This is a genomic window from Leptothoe spongobia TAU-MAC 1115 (assembly GCF_018739885.1).
GTDB classification, from domain to species: Bacteria; Cyanobacteriota; Cyanobacteriia; order Phormidesmidales; family Phormidesmidaceae; genus Leptothoe; species Leptothoe spongobia.
On record NZ_JADOES010000014.1, the window covers coordinates 16,321 to 39,793 of the forward strand.

The window sequence follows — 23,473 nt, forward strand, 5'->3', positions numbered from 1 at the left end:
TAAAGGGTTAAAAGCTGCCGTGTACACACAAGTCGAAGAGTCGTTCAATCCTCCGAGATGTGTGTATACCGTAGGGTAAAGGAAAGAGAAAACCTACCTTTGCCCTTACCCTTTCTTTTCCTCAAGAGTTTGTTGTCTTTTCAGTTAGCTTTGATGGCTGCTTCAATGGTGGCAATCACTGATTGACTAAGAGCTTGATAGTCATAGCCCCCTTCGAGTCCAAACAGGACGCGAGGGGCTATTTTGTTACAGGCTGTTGTAAAAAATCCATAGTCTGTGGGGCTGAGATTTATCCCCGCCAGGGGATCGGCGGCAGTGGCATCGTAGCCTGCACTCACGAGCAGGAGATCTGGTTGGAATCTTTGCAGAAATGGGACGACCTGCTGTTCAAATTGAGCTTGATAGTCCTGGAGGACGCTCCTTGCTGCCATGGGGATATTGCACACATTGCCATGGGCACCTGTTTCGCTGGCTTGGCCGGTACCTGGATAGGCAGGCATTTGATGCAATGAGCAGTAGGCAACCTGGGGGTGGTTGCTTACCAGTTGCTGGGTGCCGTTGCCATGGTGAACGTCCCAGTCCAGAATAGCCACCCGATTTATGCCGGGCTGTGCCAGGGCGTAGTGGGCGGCGATGGCGGCATTGCTTAAAAGGCAGAATCCCATGCCTTGACCGTACTCAGCATGGTGACCGGGGGGACGGGCTAAGACAAACCCTGAGGCTCCATCGGTATTTAAGACATAATCCACCCCGTCTAACCAGGCGGCTACGGCTAATAGGGCAATGGCGTAACTGGCGGCGGAGACGGGGGTATCGCCATCTAAATGGCCGCCGCCCCGTTCAGCAATGCGTTGGAGGGTGAGGACGTAGGCGGGGTCGTGGACAGCATTGATGTAAGGTAAGGGGTTGCGATCGCAAGGCTCCACCCACTCTAAATAGGTCGCGATGGTATGAGCTTTCAAGGCCGCCACCACTGCTGTCAGTCGTCCCGCATTTTCAGGATGTTCCAGACCCGTGTCATGGGCCAAAAAACGCTCAGAATAAATCACTCGAAAAGGCACGACACAGGGGGGCATTATTTTTCTCTCCGGAGTCTTTAAAAGACGTTACATTCTATGCTTTTCTCAATCTCCCTCTCTAGGGGGTTTTCGGTTTTAATTCACCCTGCTTGATGGGCCTAGAGGATTCATCTCAAACCCCTTTATTTAATAGGGTTACAGTGTTCATCAAGAATGCTGGTAATGTGCTAAAATTTTATACGTTCTCAACGTTTATTTTCTCAGGAAAACGTTTCCTCAGTGTTCCTAGTTTAGAGGACTTGCAGCCCTTACTAAGAACCCGTCAAGTTAGGTATTGTTTTTCCGGATTCTTTGGAGTCTCCTTTCTGTATGAGTAATCCCCAAGAGCGGATTGTATCCACCAATCTGCGCAACGAGATGTCCCGCTCCTACTTGGAGTACGCCATGAGCGTCATTGTAGGACGAGCCCTGCCGGATGCTAGGGATGGTCTCAAGCCAGTGCATCGTCGTATTCTCTACGCTATGCATGAGCTGGGGTTAACTGCAGATAGACCCTTTAGAAAATGTGCTCGTGTTGTTGGTGAAGTTTTAGGTAAATACCATCCCCACGGTGATACGGCTGTATATGACGCCTTGGTGCGGATGGCCCAGGACTTTTCCATGCGGGCTCCGTTGATCTCTGGTCATGGTAACTTTGGCTCCATCGATAACGATCCGCCAGCGGCCATGCGATATACCGAGTCGAGGCTACACGCCTTGACCAGTGCGGCCTTGCTACAAGATATCGAATCTGAGACCGTTGACTTCGCCGATAACTTTGACGGTTCTCAGCAAGAGCCCACCGTCATGCCTGCGCGGATCCCGCAGCTATTGCTCAATGGCTCCTCGGGGATTGCGGTGGGGATGGCCACCAATATTCCTCCCCATAATTTAGGAGAGCTAGTAGACGGTGTCATTGCCCTGATCCAAAATCCTGAGATTACTAGTCAGGAACTCATGGTTAACCATATCCATGGGCCAGATTTCCCTACAGGGGCCCAGATTGTTGGGAGCAATGGCATTCGTGATGCGTATTTGACCGGGCGTGGTTCCGTCACCATGCGAGGTGTGGCCGCCATTGAGACCCTGGAATATACCGGTCGGCCCGATCGCGAGGCGATTATTATCACCGAACTGCCCTATCAAACCAATAAGGCTGGTTTGATTGAGAAGATTGCTGATATGGTCAATGACCGTCGTTTGGACGGGATCTCCGATATTCGTGACGAGAGCGATCGCGACGGCATGCGCGTTGTGATCGAACTCAAGCGGGACGCCTATCCCAAGGTGGTGCTCAACAATCTCTACAAGCAGACGCCACTGCAGAACAACTTTGGTGTCAACATGCTGGCCCTGGTCGATGGTGAACCTCAGTTGTTGCCCCTGAAGAGATTTTTAGAAGTCTTTGTAGACTTCCGGGTGGAGACAATTACCCGTCGCACCCGCTATGAACTGCGCAAGGCAGAAGAGCGCGATCATATTCTCCAGGGATATCTGATCGCCCTTGATAATCTTGACGCGGTGATTGCGTTGATTCGCCATGCGGCTGATGTGGCCACGGCTAAGCAAGAGCTGATGGACTCCTACGAGCTATCTTCTGCTCAGGCCGATGCAATTCTACAGATGCAGTTGCGTCGTCTGACCGCCTTAGAAGCTGACAAGATTCAGCTGGAGCACGAAGCGCTTCAGGAAAAAATCATCGATCTACGGGATATTTTGGCTCGCCGCGAGCGTATTTTGGCCATCATCCAAGAAGAGTTGCTGCTGCTGCGCAATAACCATGCTAATGAGCGGCGGACTGTCATTGAAGCGGCTGAAGATGAGCTGACCGATATTTCTCTCATTGCCAATGAGCAGGTGGTCATTTTAGTGACTGAGCAGGGGTACATCAAGCGGATGCCCGTCTCCACGTTTGAAGCTCAAAACCGGGCCACCCGTGGTAAGTCGGGTACCCGCATGAAAGATGACGATGCCATCAATCATTTCATTACCTGCTGTACCCACGATCATGTGTTGTTCTTTACCGATCGAGGTGTGGCTTACACCCTGCGGGCATATCAGATTCCAGAGGGATCTCGGGTGGCAAGGGGTAATCCCATTGTGCAAATGCTGCCTATTCCCCGTGAGGAAAAAGTGACCTCTGTGTTGGGGGTGCAAGAGTTTTCTGAAGATGTGTATTTGGTCATGCTCACCCAGGGGGGCTTTATTAAGAAAACGGCCCTGTCTGCGTTTGGTAATATTCGTGCCAACGGTCTGATTGCCATCTCCCTGGAGGAGGGAGATGAGCTGTGTTGGGTGCGGTTAGCTCGGGCTGAAGACAGCATTATTATTGCGTCCCAGCATGGTATGACCATTCACTTTAGGGCCGATAACACTCAGCTCCGGCCCTTGGGACGACCTACTCGTGGTGTTCGGTCCATGTCTCTGAGAGATGGCGATAAGCTGATAAGCATGGATATTTTGCCCGCTTCGGTCACGGATCAAGTGGCGGCTTCGGGGTCGTCTGACGATGGCGATGGTGAGGCGGGTGATGACGAGGCTGCTGTCGAGGAGAATGTTGGTCCCTGGGTATTGGTAATTGCGGCGGGCGGTCTCGGTAAGCGGGTGCCAGTGGATAATTTCCGCTTGCAGAATCGGGCCGGTATGGGCCTGGTGGGAATGAAATTCCGTAAGAAGAATGATGAGTTGGTGGCACTGCGGGTGGTCAGTCCTCGTGATGAGCTGATGCTGGTAACCCAGCGTGGCATTATTATTCGTCAGGCGATTGATGCGATTTCGATCCAGTCGCGGATGGCGACCGGTGTGCAGCTGCAGCGTTTGGGTGGGGATGATGCGATCGCAGCCGTTGCCGTTGTACCTGAGTTAGAGATTGATGAAGAGGCCGATAATACCGATGGTTTGGACAATGCCGATGGTTCGGACAATGCCAATGGTTCTGGCGATATCAATGATGCCGAAAATACAGCCTCCGAAGCCATTTTAGAGAACGATGCCGTAGCGGATGAGGATGAGGATTCTGATGTGGCAGAGCCTGATACAGTCGAGGGTGATGGTGATGCATCAGAGGATGAAGAGGACTCAGCTGAACCTGCCGCGCTAGAGGAAGAGGCTGACGATGAGGATGCCGAAGTCTAATCTCCTTTGAAGACCTATGGGGCATCCGTTTGGCTGCAACTAATGATGCCGATGTGTCCGATGTGGGACTGTTTCGTGCTGTAACAGTCCCGTCAGTGATACATATCTTTGAATATTCATGATGCAATCAGTCATAAAATCCGGAAAATAAGCCAATTATGGCTTGACAGCTAAAAATATAGCCTTGAAATTCAAAGTTGTACGTAGAAATACAGGGATTTCATTACAAAGTCTGCTATTAGTAAGACTTCCGGGGAAAAAAATTGATATTAGGCGGTACTCTTAAGGGCAGATGTGATTTGCGCTTAGGTTGAGTGTCGCCCTCGGCACGTATAGATGTTCAGTAGGTATAAGAAGAAACAATGACTCAACTCCACGGGGTGATTGGGTTTGATTGGTTAGGTTTGGACCCGGTGTTCAACCTTGCCTTTGCAGACTCGATTCCACAGTTTACGAATAGTATTAGCAGTCAGCTGGGTAACTTTTTGCCTGGCCTGCTGGGTGCTTTTTTATTGCTAATTGTGGGCCTAGTGGTTGCCACAATTGCTAAGGCCTTTGCTAAGTTTCTGCTAAAGCAGACGAATCTAGACAATCAATTGGCATCCAAGGCTGGCCTTGGTGAGGATGTGCCGATCGAAAATACGATCGGTGGCATCGTGTTCTGGGTAGTGATGCTTTTCTTCATCATTGCTATTTTGAACGCCCTCAAACTGACGGCGGTATCAGAGCCCATTAGCGGTCTCCTGCAAACCGTTTTTGAGTATGTACCTCGACTGGCTGGTGCTGGCCTCATCCTGTTTATTACCTGGGTGATTGCTAAAGTGGCCAAGTCCGCCGTTATTAACGGCCTGGGGCGCTTTAATTTAGATGAGCGTCTGTCTGAGCAGACGGGCGTTGACGGTGAGGGTAATGCCTTTCAGGTTAATGACACCCTGGGCAACGTTGTTTACTGGTTTATTTTCCTACTGGCATTGCCACTTGTTCTAAGTGCGCTACAATTGCCCGGTTTGCTAGGCCCTGTTGAAGAACTATTAAATCAGTTCCTATCGGCCATTCCCCAGGTACTAACAGCGGCCATTGTCTTTGGTATTGGTTGGCTAGTTGCCAATATTGTTAAGGGCATTGTTACGAATCTGCTGATGGCTACCGGTGCGGATAGCTTTGGTACTCGCTTTGGCTTTGCTCCTCGTCCCACCGAAGGTGTGTCTGTCTCTAGCTTGGCTGGCATTCTGGTTTACACCTTGATTTTGATCCCAGCTGCGATCGCGGCTCTAAATGAGCTCAATATCGATGCGATTTCAGGGCCTGCTGTGGATATGTTGGAGCGGGTGCTCTTTATCATTCCTCAGGTATTAGCCGCTGGTGTGGTGTTAACGATCTTCTACTTTATCGGCCAGTTTGTGTCTGATTTGGTCGTTAGTTTGCTGTCGGGGATTGGGTTTGACAACATTACCAATATCTTGGGTCTACCTGAGCTATCCGGTGGTTCAGAGCCTGAGGTTGTCCTATCCGAAGGTGAGCCTATGCCTGCGGTAGAGGCTCCTCAAAAGACTCCCTCCGAGATTGTTGGCATCATTGTTTTAGTCGGCATTGTGCTGTTTGGTGCTATTACCGCTACTGAAATCCTTGACTTTCCAGTACTTACCCAGATTGTCAAGAATATTATGGGCGTTTCCGTCCGTGTACTTAGCGGTGTTGTTGTCTTTGCCATTGGTCTCTATGCAGCTAACTTGGCATTCCGCTTGATCAACGGTATGGGCATGTCCTCTTCTAACACGTTGGCTCAAGCTGCTCGCGTTGCCATCATTGCCTTTGTCGGTGCCATGGCGCTACAGCAGATGGGTGTAGCCACTAGCATTGTCAACCTGGCCTTTGGTCTATTGTTGGGAGCAATTGCCGTGGCGATTGCGATCGCATTTGGTCTTGGTGGTCGTGATGTGGCTGCTGACAATCTGCGAGAGTGGGTTAATAGCCTTAAGCAGTAGTTATTAGACTGTTGACATTAGAACTGTATAGTTAACGGTTCTAATGTCTGCTTTGTGCAGATTTATAGATAAAACAGCAGTTCTTAACCCCACCATAAACCTGTAGAGAGAAGCTAATGTAGTTTCTTTTCTGCGGGTTTATTGCTTTCTAAGGGGCTGGTAGGACGTCACGATTTTTGATTTTTAAGTAAGGTAAAGATAGTGGTCAATAGCCACATCTTGCCCAGGCGTTTTTTCTTGCCATTTCCTTTAAAACAAACCTATGAACAGCAATGAGCTAGCAAAGTATATTGAAGCGACTGACGGTATCAGTAAACCTTGGCTGCTCATACAGCTGCGTCTCAAAAAACTTCAGGAGCGTCGTCACCAGTTATCGCCAGATGATTACGCTAAGCAGGTGGCAGATATCCATACCGATTTAATGAAGTTGGGTGAGTGGTGGGTTGGTCGTGAGAGTGATGTTTTTTAAGTAAGTCAGAGATCAGGAATACTACCAAATGCTGGATAAAAAGGCTGACAGAACGCCCCCTAATGAGGCTGCCGTTGAAACTGGAGATGGCAAAGCAAAGGCTCCAGCTAATATCAACTTGAAGTCGCCAGCCTACTATATCAGTCGAGAATTAAGCTGGCTGTCATTTAACGAGCGTGTGCTCCATGAAGCGATAGATCCACGGACACCATTGCTAGAACGGTTAAAATTCTTGGCCATTTTTAGCAATAACCTGGATGAATTCTTTATGGTGCGAGTAGCAGGGATTAAAAAGCAAATTGAGGCCCAGGTAAGTCGTCGTACTCCCGATGGTCGTACCCCGGTAGAGCACCTGCAGGCAATTGGTCAGAAGCTGAGGCCTGCCTTTGCCAAACAGCAGGAATGTTTTCTCCAAGTTAATGCTCAATTACGAGAGCATGGTATCCAGCTGCTAGATTATGACGATCTCAACAGTAAGCAAGTAACCTATCTCCAGTCTTATTTCGAAGACCAGATCTTCCCAGTGCTGACACCGTTGGCGGTTGATCCGGGGCATCCCTTTCCCTATATTTCTAATCTCAGTCTCAATTTAGCGGTAGTTGTGCGTGAAGCCGATTCCGAGGAGACTCACTTTGCCCGGATTAAAGTCCCTAAGGTTTTACCTCGATTTATTCAATTGCCTAAGTCCTTGCAGTCTGAGGACACAGTCTGGGCAGCTGTGCCTTTGGAGCAGGTGATTGGTAAGAATCTTACGTTTCTCTTCTCCGGCATGGTGGTCGAGGAGTACTATACTTTTCGCATTACTCGCAATGCTGATCTGTTTGTTGAAGAAGACGATGCGGACGATTTGATGTTAGCCCTGGAGCAGGAGTTGCGGAAGCGTCGTCTAGGGGGCTCCCTTGTTCGTATTGAGCTACAGTCAGGGACCTCTCCTGAGGTCCTGTCCACTTTACTGACGGAGATGCATTTAAATGAGGACGATATTTATGAGGTAACCGGTCTGGTGGGGCTAGGCGATCTGATGACGCTGATTGGACTCCCCCTGCCAGAGCATAAAGACCCTGATTGGTCAGCCGTTGTCCCCTCACCATGGAATCACATCAACCGGGATGATGCTGATGGTGAGGGTGACGATGTATTTTCTATCATTCGTCGTCGAGATCGCTTAGTGCATCATCCCTACATTTCATTTTCAGCGACGGTACAACAGTTTATTACTCAAGCAGCAGCTGATCCCGATGTACTCACCATCAAGATGACCCTGTATCGCACCTCAGGAGACTCTCCCATTATCAATTCACTGATTTCAGCAGCTGAAAATGGTAAGCAGGTTGTTGCTTTAGTAGAACTCAAGGCTCGCTTTGATGAGGAAAACAATATCAATTGGGCTCGTACCCTTGAAAAAGCAGGGGTGCATGTGGTCTATGGCCTACTAGGCTTAAAGACTCATACCAAAGTTGCCCTAGTGGTTCGTAAGGAGCACGATGGCATTCGTCGCTATGTCCACATTGGGACCGGCAACTACAACCCTAAAACTGCTCGCATTTATACCGACTTAGGTTTGCTTAGCTGTAACGAAGATCTTGGGGCGGACCTAACTGACTTGTTTAACTTCCTCACAGGGTACTCACAGCAAAAGGCCTATCGTCAGCTATTGATTGCCCCAATTACTTTGCGGGAGCGTATGTTGGCATTGATCAAGCAGGAAATGACCTATGGCACAGAAGGGCGCATCATCGCCAAAATGAATTCTCTGGTAGACCCCGAGATTATTCAAACGTTGTATCAAGCCTCCCAAGTCGGAGTAAGCATTGATCTGATCATCCGTGGTACTTGCTGTCTGACTCCTGGCGTGGAAGGCGTCAGTGACAATATTCGAGTTATCAGCATTATTGGCCGTTTTCTAGAACATTCTCGTATCTTTTATTTTCATAACGGAGGGAATGTGCAGTTTTATATTGGCAGTGCTGATTGGATGCCCCGTAACCTGGATCGCCGGGTTGAGGCTATTACGCCCGTTTTAGCTCCCCATCTACGTCGTGATCTGACAAATCTTTTAGATATTTGTCTTGCCGATAACCGTCAGGCTTGGGAGATGCAGTCAGATGGTACCTACGTGCAACGTCAGCCTCAACCCAATGAATCTGAAAGAAGCACCCATGAGCAGTTGATGCAGCAGACGAAGGGAAAGCCAGCTTACTAATACTGGTTGCCCTCAGTCTATCAGTTCGATAGGCATACTCTGACGGGGATCATTGACCGACAAAGACTTACCCCTGATAGATGCCAGAGGAAATACTATTATTAACACCCTTAGAACAAGAAAAGTTGTTGCTTTTAAGAGGGAAACACGAGGAAATTTAGCTTGAGTTTAAGGGCATAACTAATAATGTTCCTAATACAAAGGCGTAGCTTTATCAGCACTTTTGCTGATAGATATTGAGCGAAAAGACATGGTTAAGGGGGAGAGATAGTTTGTTAAAAATGAGTCATCTACCTACGTATGCCAGATGCATTTGTGTGGCGTCTATGAAGGTGTCCTGAGAAGCGTTCAAATCATTGAACGCTCTTAGGACTATGGATTTGATCCACTCATGGCATAATGATGGGCACGAGTTACGTACGTATCCGGAAGGGGCATCAATTACAACATGAAATTTTTAAATTGCATTTATATAAACCAATAAGGCTAAAGATATAAATTTTCGACCAGTTTCTATGGAAATACTTGCACTTTTATAGCGACTGATTGAAATTGGTCAATATAGCCGGGTAAACAAATTGTTTGAGTCTGTATTCTTTAGTTGTCGTTAACGCCACCTCAAAAGAATTTCTAGAGAAATACGATTTGCATTCCCAGGGTAACTTGAGCTTAATTTCTATTTAGGTGTATCTACTCAATTGATAATTACTTCCCATCTTTATTTATATCAAGAGAGTGCGAAGCAATTAGCCTGTGTATCCTTGCATTCGTTAGTTGTTTCTGGGACAAGACTTACTTTCGATAATCCATGCATATATCGAAATAGTTTTTTTAGTCCCTGATCTATCTTTGCTCTATCTGATTTTTACCACTTCGAATACCGTTCTTTGACCGGAACTTCTCACATGGTTTTAGCAGGCACTATTACTCAAAAAACACTACACCCACTTACTTTGCTGGCACAGCTGGTAGGGCGTCAAGTCAGTGGCGAACTCTTAGTAGTTTGCAATGATGTTCGGTGGTCTCTGTGGTTACAGCGGGGCAAGCTCTTGTTTGCAACGAGTTCTCAGAATGGATTCGATGCACTGAGATTCGAGGGACGTCAGCTGTTTCCCGAGGCTATATCTGATTTGGTACTGGCACAGCTGCAGCTTTATCATCGGCAATACATTCACCAGGGCGATGATTTGATTGCTGACTATCGGGCTGTCCGTTGGCTGGTTGAGCAAGAGCACATTACCTTTGACCAGGCTGGTCAATTGGTGCGTGCTTTAGCCGTAACTACGGTGACGTCTTTATTGCGCGTCACCCGAGGCAGTTATGAGGTCAATAACTTTAGCAATATCGTTGACTATCCAGCTTTTTGTACTTTAGACATTCGGACTCTGGTAGAGCAATGCCATAAGGAGGCTGAAGCACTTTCATCAAAGCGTGACAGTGCTCCTAATAACGAAATTGCTGTCCCTAAAAGGAAGCCCCCAGTCATTGAGGAACTACCTGCTCCAGGGAATGATATCAAGGCGTTACTTCAGCAGGCATCTACTCGTTCCTTTGAGCCGTCTTTGAAGGTCCTCAGCCCAGATGCAACATTCCGGTCGACGACGACGACGACGACGATCAAAGACAGCGCCTCTCCTTCCTATCAGCTAGTATGCATTGATTCTGATCAGCAGGCGATTCAAGAACTTCGAGATTTTTTAGAGGATACGGTGTTCTCGATTACGTCTGTTGATGATGTTGCTACAGCAGTTGCGGACTTAGCTAAATGTCAGCCTGATTTGATTATGCTGACAACGGTTATGGATGGTTTGGACGGCTTTGATTTATGTTCCCATCTGCGTCGTCATCCTCAGTATAAGGATGTACCCATTATCCTCTTGGCTAAGAAGGCTAGTCTCATTGGGCGGATTCGGGCTAGATTGTCCGGTGCCTCCTTTTATATTGGTAAGCCTATCAATCGGACCAAGCTAATGGTTAAGCTATTTACCCTGTTGGTGTAGTGGCTGCCTTCTTGGTTCGAATATGTAAACCCAATATATAAAAGTCTGCTAAAAGGCTGGCCCGATTGGTCAGCCTTTTGTCTGTGCTGCGCAATTTGGATGAACTTTGGCCGCGCGGCGCTGCCTATCGCTGCGCAATTTAGATGAACTTTGGCCGCGCCGCGCTGCCTATCGCTGCGCAATTTGGATGAACTTTGGCCGCGCCGCGCTCGTCTACCCTACACTAATGGGTCCAGGTGGTAAGCTGCTGCTCTTGACCATGGTGGTGAACCACAGGATGGTGCTCGATGGGCTCGATGGAGTGGAAATGGTTGTAATCAATAATGGAGCGTCCTGTTTCACTGGTCGAAATGATGTCTACAAATTTGTGATCCCAGAAAATTTCGTAAGCATTAAAGGCATGACGGGCATGGATAGTCTGGGACAAGGTTTCATCTAACCCTGTCAATGTCACAATAATCTCAGCTCGTCGTTCACGCAGGCTTTCTGGGGTTTCTCCATAGAACGGACTATCGCTGGTGAGGTGATGCATGGCGGTCCAGGAAAGGCTAAACACTGGGGTATGAGAACGAACCAGTGGTAGGTCGTGGAATCGGCGGATATGTTCGCCTTCTTCTGTGGTTTCATCCCTGACCAGGGTGACCCATAGCTGCGCTTCTAATATATAGTTACGACGTTCGTTTGCTGTACGAAACATCAGGGTGGGTACACCGTTAAAGGGCGCTATGACGGCCACATTACTGTACAGAATACGGGCAGTGGGTAGGGAAAATCGAGCGAATACCAGGCCTGTTGTCACCGCAACAAAAAATAACCCAAAAATCGATTCGATCACCACCAGCGAATGGGTATAGTTACTGGTGGGATACATGGCTCCATAGCCGATGGCGGCCATGGTCTGAACGCTGAAGAAGAATAAATCTTGAAAATGACCGGGACGAATATTTTCGATCGCATCCGCATCTAAACTATAGGCAATAGCAAATAGACCATTGACCAATAGATAAAACCCACTGACCAGCATAATAAACGCAGGCCAGGAAATGGTTAGCAATATATGGTATAGGTCTCCCCAGTAGGAATGGGTAACACCAATCCTCTCAATATTCGGATAGTGCTCCTCACGATACAACAGGAACCGTCTCGAGGCACGGCGGAGTCGAGGTTTTAGCATACGGTCTTGATGGGATAGGACGGTTCGAAGTGAGCCTAGGGACACTGGCATAATAAAACCTACAGCTAGATAGGCTAAACCCATGGCATAGGGCAGCGTCAGAGAACGTCCTATGTCGTAGTTTGGGCGATACAGTTTGACCCTATTTGCTGTAAGAGTTCCATCCTGAACCTAGACTTTAGACATTCAGTTTGGAACTACTGAGACTCTACGGGCAAGCACTTAAGCCACTCAAGATATCTCAAACCGGAAGGTGTTACAAATTTTCACGCTTTGTTTTTGCTTATTGTAGCTAAAAGCGATTGCTTTCCCAGCGTTCCATTTAAGAGAGGAAGTCCACTGTTTAACATTAGACGTGGCTACAAACGGCTGAATTTTCAAAAAGACAACGCTGAGATTGGAGCTTCCTCACGCTAGCTTTATATAAGGGATGTTTTTTACTTAATTATGTCTGCTGCTATTGACGAAGGCTGATATTCCCTAGACGGATGATTTAATAGAAATATTGGACATATTAGACAAAAACTGGTCGTAATTCCACTGAGCCAGAATGTTGTATTTGTTAGACATGATCACATTAGGACAGCAGGACATGAGCATTTCGGGGTTATTTGCCACTACTCGCCATACCGCTAGGTTCAGTGTCAAGCTGTTTTTGGGTGTCTGGCTATTGGGCGCGCCTGCCATGGCACAGACTCCCAGCCAATTTGAGTCACCAATTCTAATGGCTCAGCGTCAAACGATTCTCAGAGAAGGTGATCGAGGAGCCGCAGTTAGAGAGTTGCAGCAAAGTTTGGACAGCAACGGATTATTTCCTGCCGCGATCGACGGTGTTTATGGTTCGGAAACTACCCGTGCAGTGCGCCAGTTTCAACGCATTCGTGGGCTTGAGGTGACTGGTATTGCCGATGATGACACATTAGATGAGCTAGGTGTTGATTTAGATCGGCTAACAGTAGGTCTATCCCACCCCGAGCATGGGTTTATCAGTGGAGATCGTGTCACCCCCGATTCGAGCTCAGAAGATGTACGTACATTGCAGCAAGTATTAAGGATGTTTGGTTTCGATCTAGATACCGATGGTATTTATGGAGGGCAAACAGAACAGGCTGTCAGGGCCTATGAGCGAACTGCGGGACTCTCGGTTGATGGCATTGCTGATCGCACTACATTGCTCGATATGGGATTTAGCACTGATAGTCGCAATTTTCGCGATGACCGTAGAACAAACTCTAGGGATAGGAGCAGACGGTCTCCAAGCGATGGTGTTGGCAGCAGTCGGTCTTCCTATGGGCGTTACGTCGCCGCTATCATTGCTGGTCCCTCCGAACTGAGTAATGTCCGTCAAGACTTCCCCAATGCAACGGTAGAAAGAAATAACCAGGGTGAATATATCAGCATTGGCCGCTTTGTAGAGCATGAGGATGCAGATGACTGGGCTGATTTTGCTAGTGATCTTGGCTATGAAGCACGGGTACTGAGAGATTAAATTTTAGGTATTTCCACTTTAGTCAGTACATTTTGTCAATCATTCGCTAATATATACGCCATCCAGCTGAGTCGGTATATAAACCTTGTCCACGTCCAGAACTGGAGTTTTTCCGTAGAAGAAGCTACAGGTTTCAACTTGGACGTGGTTTATGTGTATCCGACGTAGCGGGACTGTATACCCTCTAGCTGAGCCGCCGAAATTATTGCGCTGAGTTAGAACCTGTCAGCGTTATCTCAGGGAATTTTGTCATGTCTAAGTTACTGACGGCTGCTGTTGTGGGGAGCATTCTGGCTTTGGTCGGGCTATCTAGCCATGCACAGACCCTATTACCACCACCACCGCCGCCGTTACCTAGCCCCAGTGGATTTGCGGGTCCCCCTGGCACCGGTCGATCTCTGGTTCCTGGTGACTCAGGGATTGACGTAGAAGCATTGCAGTTAGCCCTGGATCGCAATGGGTTTAACCCAGGTCCTATCGATGGGGCCTATGGACCGATGACCAGTAATGCTGTCAGTCAGTTTCAGCAGGTGTATGACTTACCGGTCACTGGCGTAGCGGGGCCAGCAACTCTGGATATTTTGGGTATAGAGGAAGCCACTAATGATATAGAAGTCGTTGTTAACGATAGAGATTTTACGCTAGATGATGATCGGCCTTATGTGGCTGCTATCACGGGTTCCACCCGTAAGTTAGGGCAGGTGCAGCGCTCTTTGGGCGGTGCCACGCTGGATTCGGCCCGCCAAGGTAATTTTATTAACATTGGTAGCTATAGCAGTCGTTCAGCTGCTGCGGAACGAGTACGAGAAGCTCGTCGATTGGGATTTGATGCTCGCACGTTATATCGACCTTGATGGGCTAGGTATAACGTGCGAGGCATTTAATTAGCTAGCAATGCCTAAGGCTTGACCCAAATTAGGTATTGCTTCGCAGTGTTGAGTGTAGTGGTAATACACTTCTTGAGCCCGTTCTAAATTGAGGTTGAGGCCTAAATTGATACCCAGGTTAATCAAACGCTTAATCCCTTGGATGGCCACGGGGTTAACATGCATAATGCAGTCTAGGCGAGTGGCATTGGGTTCACTTTGTAGTGTTTGACGCAAGGCTTGTAAAATCAGACCTTCTAGCAATGGTTTGGCTGTCGGTATGGTGAGATGGCAGTGGAGGTGGTTGGCCTCGATGGCGATGCCCTCCAATTCCCCTAAATAACCTGTACTAATGGCCACAATGTTTTCATCAATGTCGCTGAGGTCTTGTTCAAGCTGTCGTAAAACATCAATGGCACGGTGACTGAGGGTAATCTCAGCAGCGACCTGTAGCTCACGAGGCACATCCATGCGATCGCGATGGAAAGCCATCAGGACGCCATAATTTTCCCGATAGATTTGGGTGTATAGCTGATTTAGCTGATGCAGTGTATTTTGGCTGAGCAACTGCATGATGTGCTGCCGTTCTTCACTAAACAACTGCTGCAGATTAAAGGTGTGTTCTCCAAACTGAGTTTGGATGGCGGCAATGGTTTGGACGACGCTACCCTGAGCAAAGATTTTCAGGACGGCGTCTTTGGCTCGTGCATAGGCCAGCCGATTTTTAAAGGGGCGAATGCCGCAGAGAAATTCCTGTCCGCCTAAATGGCAAACGGCAAAGGTATAACTAGCCTTTGCCTGGGTGATTTCTGACACGATACTGACTTGTCCCAGGGCGAGGGTAAGTGCCCCCATGGTTTGTTTTTGATAATCCTGGTGAGTAAGTGTATGACAATACAGACGCTGTTCCCGATGGTACGTGTGGAAAACCGAGGACATGGCATAGTGGGCCACCACCTGTTCTGCACTGATGCGGGTGGGTTGGACCTGGGCTCGATAGATCCCAGCACCGTCCTTAAACTGAGGGACATTGCTGGGAGCCAGGGCTAGCTTTTCGATAAAGTCTGCTTCTAGGGATTCGCCTTCTCCACAGATTTGTTCTGCTAGCTCTATGGCCCGAGCGGCATAGCGCAAAATCTGGGTGCCTTCGGGGCGAGAGATTTCTTCAAAGAACCAACCACAGCTGGTGTACATCAGCATGGCATGGCGCTGCATCTCTAAGAGACAGAGGGCATCCGTGCGTTCAATCTGGGTCAGTTCGTGATGCTGGTGTTGGTTAAAGAATTGCTCAATGGTGAGGGGGGTGCGATCGCATACCACATTGATATAGCTATCGCGCGCGGCCCAAACATCTTTGAACAGTTCCTCACCGGTAATTTCATAGATTTCAATCAGTTCATCCCGCAGCCAATCAAGGGCCTGACGCAGGGGAGCCCGCCACTGTTGGTGCCACTCGCCACCGCCACCGCAGCCACAGTCATTTTTCCAGCGCTCAACACCGTGGGAGCAGCTCCAAGCGGTAACCGGCTTGAGTTCAAGTTCCCATGTGGGAGGAAATAGACTGAGATAGCGAGCATAGCTAATCACCTGCCAGCCCCGATCGATAAACTCGTGCTGAAGGGCATAGGCCAGGGCCTTTTCGGCACCGCCGCGATGGTGGCCAAAGGTTTCCCCATCGGTGGCTACCGAAATCAGCTGAGCTTCGTTGTGATCACCGCGAATGGCCAGGCCGATGCGATCGGCAAAGGACTGGGACGACTGGAGAATGTCGCTAAAGCCCATGTCACCAGAAATCGGCCCGTCATATACGAAAATATCGATATAGTTTTGCCCTGTCGGTAAACCGGGGACATAACATCGGTAGGGACGGGTGGGATCGATTTGACCACCGCCCACTTCATGCCAGTCGGAATACTCCGGCGATATCTGACGACAGCGTTGCACCTGGGAAGGAGCGACGATGGTGAACTTGATCCCTTCCTGGATTAATACTCGCAGCGTATCTTGATCAATGGCAGTTTCTGCTAGCCACATCCCCTCGGGATCACGATGGAATCGCTTCCGAAAATCGGCAATGCCCCAGCGTACTTGCGTGCGTTTGTCCCGCTCATTGGCTAAGGGCAAAATGATGTGGTTGTATACCTGGGCTATGGCATTACCGTGACCATTGTTGCGATCGCAGCTACGCTTATCAGCATCTAAAATCCGTCGATAGGTCTCAATATCATGACGTGCCAGCCAACTCATCAATGTTGGCCCGATATTGAAACTAATAAATTCGTAATTGTTGACGATTTTGAGTACCTGACCCTGATGATCCAGGATGCGGGCAAATGCATTAGGACGATAAGATTCCTGCAGAATCCGTTCATTCCAATCATGGAAGGGGGCCGCACCGGGCTGCCGCTCCACGGCTTCTAGGGAAGGATTCTCTCGTGGGGGCTGATAAAAGTGCCCGTGAACACATACATATACTTCGGACGAAGGTACATTCGAGGACTGCACCTCAGCCAACGGCTTCAGCTCTTGAGAGTCAGAGACTGAGGCCGTCACAAAATGGGAATTAACCATGTTATGTGACACTGCACTATAGGAAAGATCTAAAGAGAGAACGGCGATACTCTGCCACTGGAACTCACCATATCCGTAGTGGGTTTAGAGTTAGGCGTTTAACTTGCAATACCTAATCATCTGGAGTAATCGCTCGCTGCGATATCAGGAGCCGAGCGTTGTTCAATGTTACTCTAACGGACTTAGGATTTCTTATCCAGAGACGTTATGTTTCTCAAGGCAGTGTTACTTTAAGCAATATTCTCGATCCTTATACTTATTATTTTTTTCTCTTGTTAGTTCTGGTGTTACGAGGAAAGTGCCTGATATGAATTGGTTAGAGGCGTTTTGGGAGTGGTGATTCTAAATTAGAAGAAAGGGTAAAGAAAACACCAGGAAGAGAAGAGAAAAAGCTATTCGTAAGCACTGCATTTTGGCTGTGGTAACCCCATCTGTGTTTAAGAATGAAGAGCGGGGATCGCACCTGGAAGAGGGTTCTCTTGATTAATGTCAGTCTGGAAGCCTGGATGCTCAAAAGCAACGATTAAGCATCCAGGCCACAGTGTTTTAAACCTTGTCCACGTCCAGAACTGGGGTTTTTCCGTAGAGGAAACTACAGGTTTCAACTTGGACGTGGTTTATCTCAAGATTTCAAGGTCAACCTAAGATAAGGTCACACCCAAATAGGTTTTGGATAGGTAGTTGGCCAGACGCTTAACGTTATTATTGACGGCTGGGCGAACGCTTTCTCCGGGGGCAATGCCCAGGAGATTGGCAAAGGCTGCATCAGAAATGGTGCCATTTTGATGTTGCTTGAAAGCATCCACAACTGATAAAAGTTCGTCATTAGAAAACTGATAGCCCATAGATGCAGCCAATTCAGTTATTTTTGGGGCGCGTTGGCTGATCGCTAGAGACTCTTCGGGATCAAGGTTGACGCTGGAACTAATGTCGCCATCACCACAGCCAAGCAGCTGCTCAAGCTGCTGCTGTAGAGCATTATTGTCAGCGGTTTTCTGCATAAACTGCAGAACGGTTTGAGTAGTCATGGGTAGTCTCAGGGTAGGTTGTTAACATGTGTGCAATTGAAAAGACCATAACGAGTCGTTACTCTAAGGGGCTTTTCATATCCTTAGCTATAACAATTCTGGCCCTAAGCGAACGTTAACAAAAACAGAAATTTTAACTAAAAACAAAAACAGGAATTTTAATTAGAAGTTTTAACGACCACCGCCGGAACGAGTCCGACTAGGCTTGCCAGTAGGCGCAGGGGTATAACGATGACGATTGCGACGCTTTTGACGCTTGTTGGGATCAAGGTAAGCCATAGTGAGGATGTCCTTTTGCGAATGTTGCGGAAAGCAAACTAGAAGAAACGTTTATTTTCTTTCCATATTGATTCCTTCAAATACCCCGTTCGAATTTCCGCACATTTCTAATCACAGGATGCCTCAATTCAAGGATTTCGATAGTATTTAAGTACTATATTCATGGGGATCGTAATTTATAAATTGCGGTCTATTAGCGGGCTGATTGGCCCTGTAGAATGTGATGGGTTCCGTTGCTGCTGTTGGATGTTTTGCTTGATCCCACTAGCTGAGCGGCTAACTATAATTAGAAAAATAAGACCCTATAAACGATGTCATGCTCGATCTCGCCGTCCTTGCTAAGAAACTCACAACCGGCGACCTCAAAGATAAGAAGCTGTCACTGGCTGCTTTGCGCGATGTACCTGGGCCAGATGCGCTAGAGCTGATCAAGTTAGTGCTCGATGATGACAATCAGCAGGTACGTTCGATGGCGATTTTTGCCTTGGGCATCAAGCAAACAGCAGAAAGTTTCCCGCTATTGGTCAAGATTTTAGAGGCTGATCCAGATTATGGGATTCGAGCAGATGCGGCAGGAGCCTTAGGGTATTTGGAAGACCCGCGCGCGTTTGAGCCGCTGATTCGCTCGTTTTATGAGGATACGGATTGGCTGGTGCGTTTTAGTGCGGCGGTATCCCTGGGTAATCTCAAAGATCCCCGTGCCCATGATGCACTGATTCAGGCGCTACACAGTCCAGAGGTAATTTTGCAGCAGGCGGCCATTGCTGCCTTTGGTGAAATTGGTGATGTGAGTGCCGTTGATGAAATCTTGGCATTTGCCCAGTCTGAAGATTGGCTGGTACGGCAGCGTTTAGCAGAAGCCCTAGGTAATATGCCTAGTAAAAAAGGATCATCGGCTCTGCGATATTTAGCCAAAGATAGTCATCCTCAAGTTTCAGAGGCCGCACAAATTTCGTTGGATCGTTTGGAAAAAGACTCTGTGATGTCAGAGAATAAATAAACCTGAAGTGCATTTTCCCTCACAGTCTAGGATGTTGGCAAACTTGATAGTCGCTCCGATTGATTTCAAGGGACACTATACATTTGGTCTTTTTAGATGAACATACTGAAGCAAGATTTACTCATCTGCCAGTTTTAGTGCTTTTAATAGGACGTCCGTACTGATGCGAAACCCAACATTAACCAGCTTTTCGTATTCATCACGGGCAGAGGATATGTAGCCCTCGCGCTTTGCCATGGCAATAATACTCACAGTACCCCGTACTGATAATCCTAGAATGGCAGCGGCTTTGCGGGCAGCTCTATCGTCGATAATTGCTTCGAAATCTGGATGTGTGATCAGCCAGGACATAACGTGGCTTTCGCCCATGCCCAGGTCCCAACTGGCGACTTGGGGGGCAATACGGTCAACTAGCTTGATATATTTCTGCCCTTCATTGCGAATCCAGTTTACGGCAGGGTCGTTGTAGCCACCATTTTGGATTTCATCAGCTACGCCCTGCGGAATAACCAGCTCATCGCAGAGTTGGATGAGTAAATCAACCCGACCGATTTTGGTCAGGGTAATGATGGGAGATGCATTGACAGCCCAGCGTCTAGTCACGGGTGATTTCCTCCTCTAGTTCGTCTGGGGTTACTTGGAAAGGGGAGACCTCAAAGCGGTTGAGGGCTTCTAGAAAGGCTTGGCGGTTGATGCCTGCTATTTCGGCGGCTTTGGATTGGGATACTCTGCCGATTTCGTACCATTTAACGGCAGCAGCGATGCGAAGCTCTTGGACGAACTGGTCGGGGGTACTGCGGGTAACGGAGAAGACGCTTTCGGGTAGGCTGAGTTGGATTTCTATCATGGGTGGTTTGGGTGATGGGCGGATAGGTCTATGCTAGCGGGGGTTAGAGTTCGCCTTTGAAGGCTTTGTCGAGGATGGTAGGGAGAGAGCGTCGATAATGCAATTCCAGAATTTCAGCTGACCCAGGGATCGAGTTCGCTGTAGTCGGGCAAAGTGGTGTCGATTGATTTTCCCTGGCGTAGGACGATGCGATCGCACTGCATTCTTGCCACTAACTCATTCAACGTCCGCGCCTTAAAGCAAATCAGATTAGCCGGAGCGCCGGGTGCTAATCTGCCAAGATTTTCTAGACCCATGAGCTGGGAAGGGCGACTCGTTAGGCTTCTGGGCCAATGGTCAAAAGGACGGTCGAGGTGTCCAATACGCACCGATTGTTTAAATACATCTAAGCCATCGTGATCACCATAGGCATAGAACGGATCTCGACAGTTATCGCTGGCTAAGGCCACAGGGACACCATGCTGATGAAGTTCATGCAATAGGGTCACACCGCGATATCGTGGTGTGTATGCAGGCTGACGATCCTGTAAGTAGAGATTACACATAGGCAAACTCACAATGCCGATATTGGCAGCTTTTACCAACTCCAGGGTTTGTTCGACGACTGCTGGTGATTGCACGGATAAACTACAGCAGTGACCACAGGTGATCGCACCTTGAAAGTCATGACGTAGAGCTGCTTCTGCCACATAGCGTAGGGTGATGTCCTCAGGATTTAGGCTTTCATCAGTATGAAAATCTAAGTCTAAGTCGTAGCATTTAGCCAACGTAAAAACCTGATCTAACTGAGCGGCTAAGTCTTCATTCATATAAGCCACTCCCCCCAGCACTCCGTCAAATTCGGCTACTAACTCAGTCAAAGACTCTGCCTCAGGGGTGAGAAAATAGTCCAAAGACACAAGACAGACAGCTTGTAAGGTCAGGCGGTTGGCCCACTGGCGACGAAGTTGATCAAACACTGTGAAATTGATTTTTCCTAGAGAGCCAAAGCTGTCCAGGTGTGTACGAATGGCCTGGGTGCCATGGGCATAGCTACATTTGAGCCCAAACTCCATGCGATGGTAAAGCTCGTCGGCCTGCCAGTGACTATGATCCTGGCGTACAGTTTCCAGGGCTCCCATAAAGGTGCCATCCGGGTTAGGACAACGAGGCCAGATGTGCCCCTTATCCAGGTGAGTGTGCATATCCACAAAGCAGGGCCAAATTAGTCCCTGGCCTAGATCGAACGAAGGGGTGTCGCCTAAATCTGTTTGTGCTGCGGAGATGATGTTTGAGATCGTACTCCCTCGCACTTCCACATTCACGGCCACTAGTTCTTCTTGATGGGGCCATGCTTGTAGTGATGGAATTGCCTCTAGATTTATATCATCGCCTAGCAAGCATAGAGGGATCCGACCATTTGTTAGCCAGTAGTGAGGTGAGTCAGAGAGCTCGATAAATCCAGCCATAAGTTCTGTTGCAATTAATTTTCTCGTTTTATGGCACTCTCATGCCAATGCTGGAGTAATCGATCCGACAATACCGTCAGTCCAACAAAAATGGCTACTCCCAGGACTGTTGTCATGGCCAGAGCCGCAAACATTCGAGGAATTTCAAGATTAAAGCTAGAAATCAGGATTTGATAGGCAATGCCGGAGCGGGTGCCGCCTGTTCCGGCCACAAACTCAGCCACGACCGCCCCGATTAAGGCGAGACCACCACTAATGCGTAATCCTCCCAGGAAGTAGGGTAGGGCACTGGGTAATCGCAGATGAATCAAGGTTTGCCAGCGTGATGCGCCATAGATTTCAAACAGGTTTTGTAGATTATGATCAGCACTATTGAGGCCCAAAGTTGTGTTGGACACAATGGGAAAAAAGGCGACGATCCAGGCGCAGACTACCAGGGCCATAAAAGTGTTGTTTTGGAGCCAGATGATGATTAGGGGTGCGATCGCAACAATTGGCGTTGTCTGCAAAATCACGGCATAAGGAAAAAAGCTTCGTTCCACCCATTTACTTTGGGCAAACAAAATCGCAATCAACAATCCCGATACAACAGCTGTCAAAAAAGCTACCAATGTGATCTGAACTGTGACCAATAGCGATGGAAATAAATCTCCCCACTCTTCCACAAGTGTTTTAATCACCAGTCCTGGCCCTGGCAATAGATAGGGAGGGGTGTTGGTTAACCGCACAAAAATATCCCAGCTAATCACCCCAACTAATCCTACTAGCGCTGGAGCCAACCAATTCCAAGCCGTTTTTGAATTTCTTTTGTCAAACACTTGTGATACCTGTTTTCCCATTCTCTCTTATTACGGTAGACTTGTGCCCACCCTTTGATTTTTTCTCTCGTCTCTACTCCTTTTGTTCTCTCTGTTGAGCATTTCCCTAGCTCACACCAACCCCCTCCACCTCTGATAGTGCTGCCATAATCTCTCGGCAATAGTAGTTGAATTGTGACGATGTACGGAAAGAATCTGTTCTTGGATAGGCGGCTTCAATGGGGATATTTGCTACGACTCGTCCAGGGTGAGCTGCCATAACAATCACGCGTGTAGAGAGATAAACTGCTTCATAAATATTATGGGTTACAAACAGCACAGTCCAGTGTTTCTTCTCCCATAGATGTAGCAAGTCACTGTTCAAGCGACTACGGGTCATTTCATCCAGGGCTCCAAAAGGTTCATCCATGAGCAGGATTTGAGGGGTAGTGACCAGGGCGCGGGCAATGGATACACGCATTTTCATCCCCCCCGAGAGCTGTCTGGGATAGCTCTTTTCACAGCCGCAAAGGTCAACGGTATTAATGGCTGCTTGAATCCTTTCCCGAACAGAGCGTAGTGGCTGCCCCTTAAGCTTGAGTGGTAGATAGACATTTTCCACAACGTTGGCCCAAGGCATCAGAGCTGGATCTTGAAACACAAAGGCTAAATTACGCTGATTGTTGGGACCATGCCAGTTCATCAGGCCGCCTGTGGGGGTACCCAGCCCAGCGACTAAGCGTAATACAGTGCTTTTACCGCAGCCCGATGGACCGACTAGACTGATAAATTCCCCCGGCTGTACGATTAGATTGACGCCCTGCAGGGCCACTGTACCGTTTTGATAAACCTTATCGATGACCTTGAAGGTGAGCAGAGGGACCGGCATGGGAGCTATCAGAGAACGTCACTCTCTAGGTTAGCGGCTCTAGTCCTCGCAAACTGCCTATTTTGTTATCTTCAGATATTGATTGTTACTCTAGAAACGAGTGTTTGGAAGCATGGGTAGCAATTAATGATCGACACTTCAGGGAATTTACGGATGATGTAAATACCTAGGATTTGATTATTATAATGAGACCAGGGCTAAGCATTTGTACTTAAATCAGCTAGATACCCTGTGA

17 protein-coding genes are annotated in these 23,473 nt (G+C 48.2%); 8 read left to right on the forward strand and 9 right to left on the reverse strand.

What is annotated here, in order from left to right; all coding sequences use genetic code 11:
- Nucleotides 1-140 precede the first annotated feature (140 nt).
- Entirely contained in the window at nucleotides 141-1,076 is a 936-nt protein-coding gene (locus IXB50_RS09330; protein ID WP_215608689.1) for a histone deacetylase family protein, read from the reverse strand.
- 312 nt (nucleotides 1,077-1,388) lie between these two features.
- On the opposite strand from IXB50_RS09330, the gene gyrA reads away from it, so the two are divergent.
- The 5 genes from gyrA to IXB50_RS09355 all read left to right on the forward strand — a co-directional run bounded on the left by gyrA (nucleotide 1,389) and on the right by IXB50_RS09355 (nucleotide 10,850).
- Entirely contained in the window at nucleotides 1,389-4,193 is a 2,805-nt protein-coding gene (gene gyrA / locus IXB50_RS09335; protein WP_215608690.1) for a DNA topoisomerase (ATP-hydrolyzing) subunit A, read from the forward strand.
- Nucleotides 4,194-4,555: 362 nt separating this feature from the next.
- Complete coding sequence (locus tag IXB50_RS09340) at nucleotides 4,556-6,178, forward strand: mechanosensitive ion channel (RefSeq protein ID WP_215608691.1); 1,623 nt, start codon at nucleotides 4,556-4,558, stop codon at nucleotides 6,176-6,178.
- Nucleotides 6,179-6,440: 262 nt separating this feature from the next.
- Nucleotides 6,441-6,647 carry a hypothetical protein gene (locus tag IXB50_RS09345; protein WP_215608692.1) on the forward strand — a complete coding sequence of 69 codons (207 nt, stop codon included), beginning with the start codon at nucleotides 6,441-6,443 and terminating at the stop codon, nucleotides 6,645-6,647.
- A 28-nt stretch (nucleotides 6,648-6,675) separates the two neighbouring features.
- Nucleotides 6,676-8,850 carry a polyphosphate kinase 1 gene (gene ppk1 / locus IXB50_RS09350; RefSeq protein ID WP_215608693.1) on the forward strand — a complete coding sequence of 725 codons (2,175 nt, stop codon included), beginning with the start codon at nucleotides 6,676-6,678 and terminating at the stop codon, nucleotides 8,848-8,850.
- Nucleotides 8,851-9,737: 887 nt separating this feature from the next.
- Nucleotides 9,738-10,850, forward strand: coding sequence for a response regulator (locus IXB50_RS09355; protein ID WP_215608694.1), 1,113 nt, complete (start codon nucleotides 9,738-9,740; stop codon nucleotides 10,848-10,850).
- 223 nt (nucleotides 10,851-11,073) lie between these two features.
- On the opposite strand, the gene IXB50_RS09360 is transcribed toward IXB50_RS09355, so the two are convergent.
- Nucleotides 11,074-12,024 carry an ion channel gene (locus tag IXB50_RS09360; protein ID WP_215608746.1) on the reverse strand — a complete coding sequence of 317 codons (951 nt, stop codon included), beginning with the start codon at nucleotides 12,022-12,024 and terminating at the stop codon, nucleotides 11,074-11,076.
- Nucleotides 12,025-12,574: 550 nt separating this feature from the next.
- On the opposite strand from IXB50_RS09360, the gene IXB50_RS09365 reads away from it, so the two are divergent.
- Both IXB50_RS09365 and IXB50_RS09370 read left to right on the forward strand, forming a co-directional pair.
- Entirely contained in the window at nucleotides 12,575-13,513 is a 939-nt protein-coding gene (locus tag IXB50_RS09365; RefSeq protein ID WP_215608695.1) for a peptidoglycan-binding domain-containing protein, read from the forward strand.
- A 251-nt stretch (nucleotides 13,514-13,764) separates the two neighbouring features.
- The gene (locus tag IXB50_RS09370) at nucleotides 13,765-14,367 is read left to right on the forward strand and encodes a peptidoglycan-binding domain-containing protein (protein WP_215608696.1); all 603 of its coding nucleotides are present in this window, start codon (nucleotides 13,765-13,767) and stop codon (nucleotides 14,365-14,367) included.
- A gap of 30 nt (nucleotides 14,368-14,397) precedes the next feature.
- Here the strand turns inward: IXB50_RS09370 and IXB50_RS09375 are convergent, their stop codons facing one another.
- Together IXB50_RS09375 and IXB50_RS09380 are read right to left on the reverse strand one after the other, a co-directional pair.
- On the reverse strand, nucleotides 14,398-16,950 hold the full coding sequence (locus tag IXB50_RS09375; RefSeq protein ID WP_215608697.1) for a DUF3536 domain-containing protein: 2,553 nt from the start codon (nucleotides 16,948-16,950) through the stop codon (nucleotides 14,398-14,400).
- Between the two features lie 641 nt (nucleotides 16,951-17,591).
- Complete coding sequence (locus IXB50_RS09380; RefSeq protein WP_215608698.1) at nucleotides 17,592-17,978, reverse strand: hypothetical protein; 387 nt, start codon at nucleotides 17,976-17,978, stop codon at nucleotides 17,592-17,594.
- 595 nt (nucleotides 17,979-18,573) lie between these two features.
- Here IXB50_RS09380 and IXB50_RS09385 point away from each other — a divergent pair.
- On the forward strand, nucleotides 18,574-19,257 hold the full coding sequence (locus IXB50_RS09385; RefSeq protein WP_215608699.1) for a HEAT repeat domain-containing protein: 684 nt from the start codon (nucleotides 18,574-18,576) through the stop codon (nucleotides 19,255-19,257).
- A 117-nt stretch (nucleotides 19,258-19,374) separates the two neighbouring features.
- On the opposite strand, the gene IXB50_RS09390 is transcribed toward IXB50_RS09385, so the two are convergent.
- The 5 genes from IXB50_RS09390 to IXB50_RS09410 all read right to left on the reverse strand — a co-directional run bounded on the left by IXB50_RS09390 (nucleotide 19,375) and on the right by IXB50_RS09410 (nucleotide 23,238).
- Nucleotides 19,375-19,860, reverse strand: coding sequence for a DUF3368 domain-containing protein (locus IXB50_RS09390; RefSeq protein ID WP_215608700.1), 486 nt, complete (start codon nucleotides 19,858-19,860; stop codon nucleotides 19,375-19,377).
- Nucleotides 19,853-20,104 (reverse strand): UPF0175 family protein, encoded by a 252-nt coding sequence (locus IXB50_RS09395; protein ID WP_215608701.1) that lies wholly within the window; start codon nucleotides 20,102-20,104, stop codon nucleotides 19,853-19,855. The genes IXB50_RS09390 and IXB50_RS09395 overlap by 8 nt, the downstream gene beginning before the upstream one ends.
- A 113-nt stretch (nucleotides 20,105-20,217) precedes the next feature.
- Entirely contained in the window at nucleotides 20,218-21,552 is a 1,335-nt protein-coding gene (locus tag IXB50_RS09400; protein ID WP_215608702.1) for a cytosine deaminase, read from the reverse strand.
- A gap of 14 nt (nucleotides 21,553-21,566) precedes the next feature.
- Nucleotides 21,567-22,391 carry an ABC transporter permease gene (locus tag IXB50_RS09405; protein ID WP_215608703.1) on the reverse strand — a complete coding sequence of 275 codons (825 nt, stop codon included), beginning with the start codon at nucleotides 22,389-22,391 and terminating at the stop codon, nucleotides 21,567-21,569.
- Between the two features lie 85 nt (nucleotides 22,392-22,476).
- A complete protein-coding gene (locus IXB50_RS09410; RefSeq protein ID WP_215608704.1) occupies nucleotides 22,477-23,238 on the reverse strand; it encodes an ABC transporter ATP-binding protein in 762 nt (253 codons plus the stop codon).
- Nucleotides 23,239-23,473 lie beyond the last annotated feature (235 nt).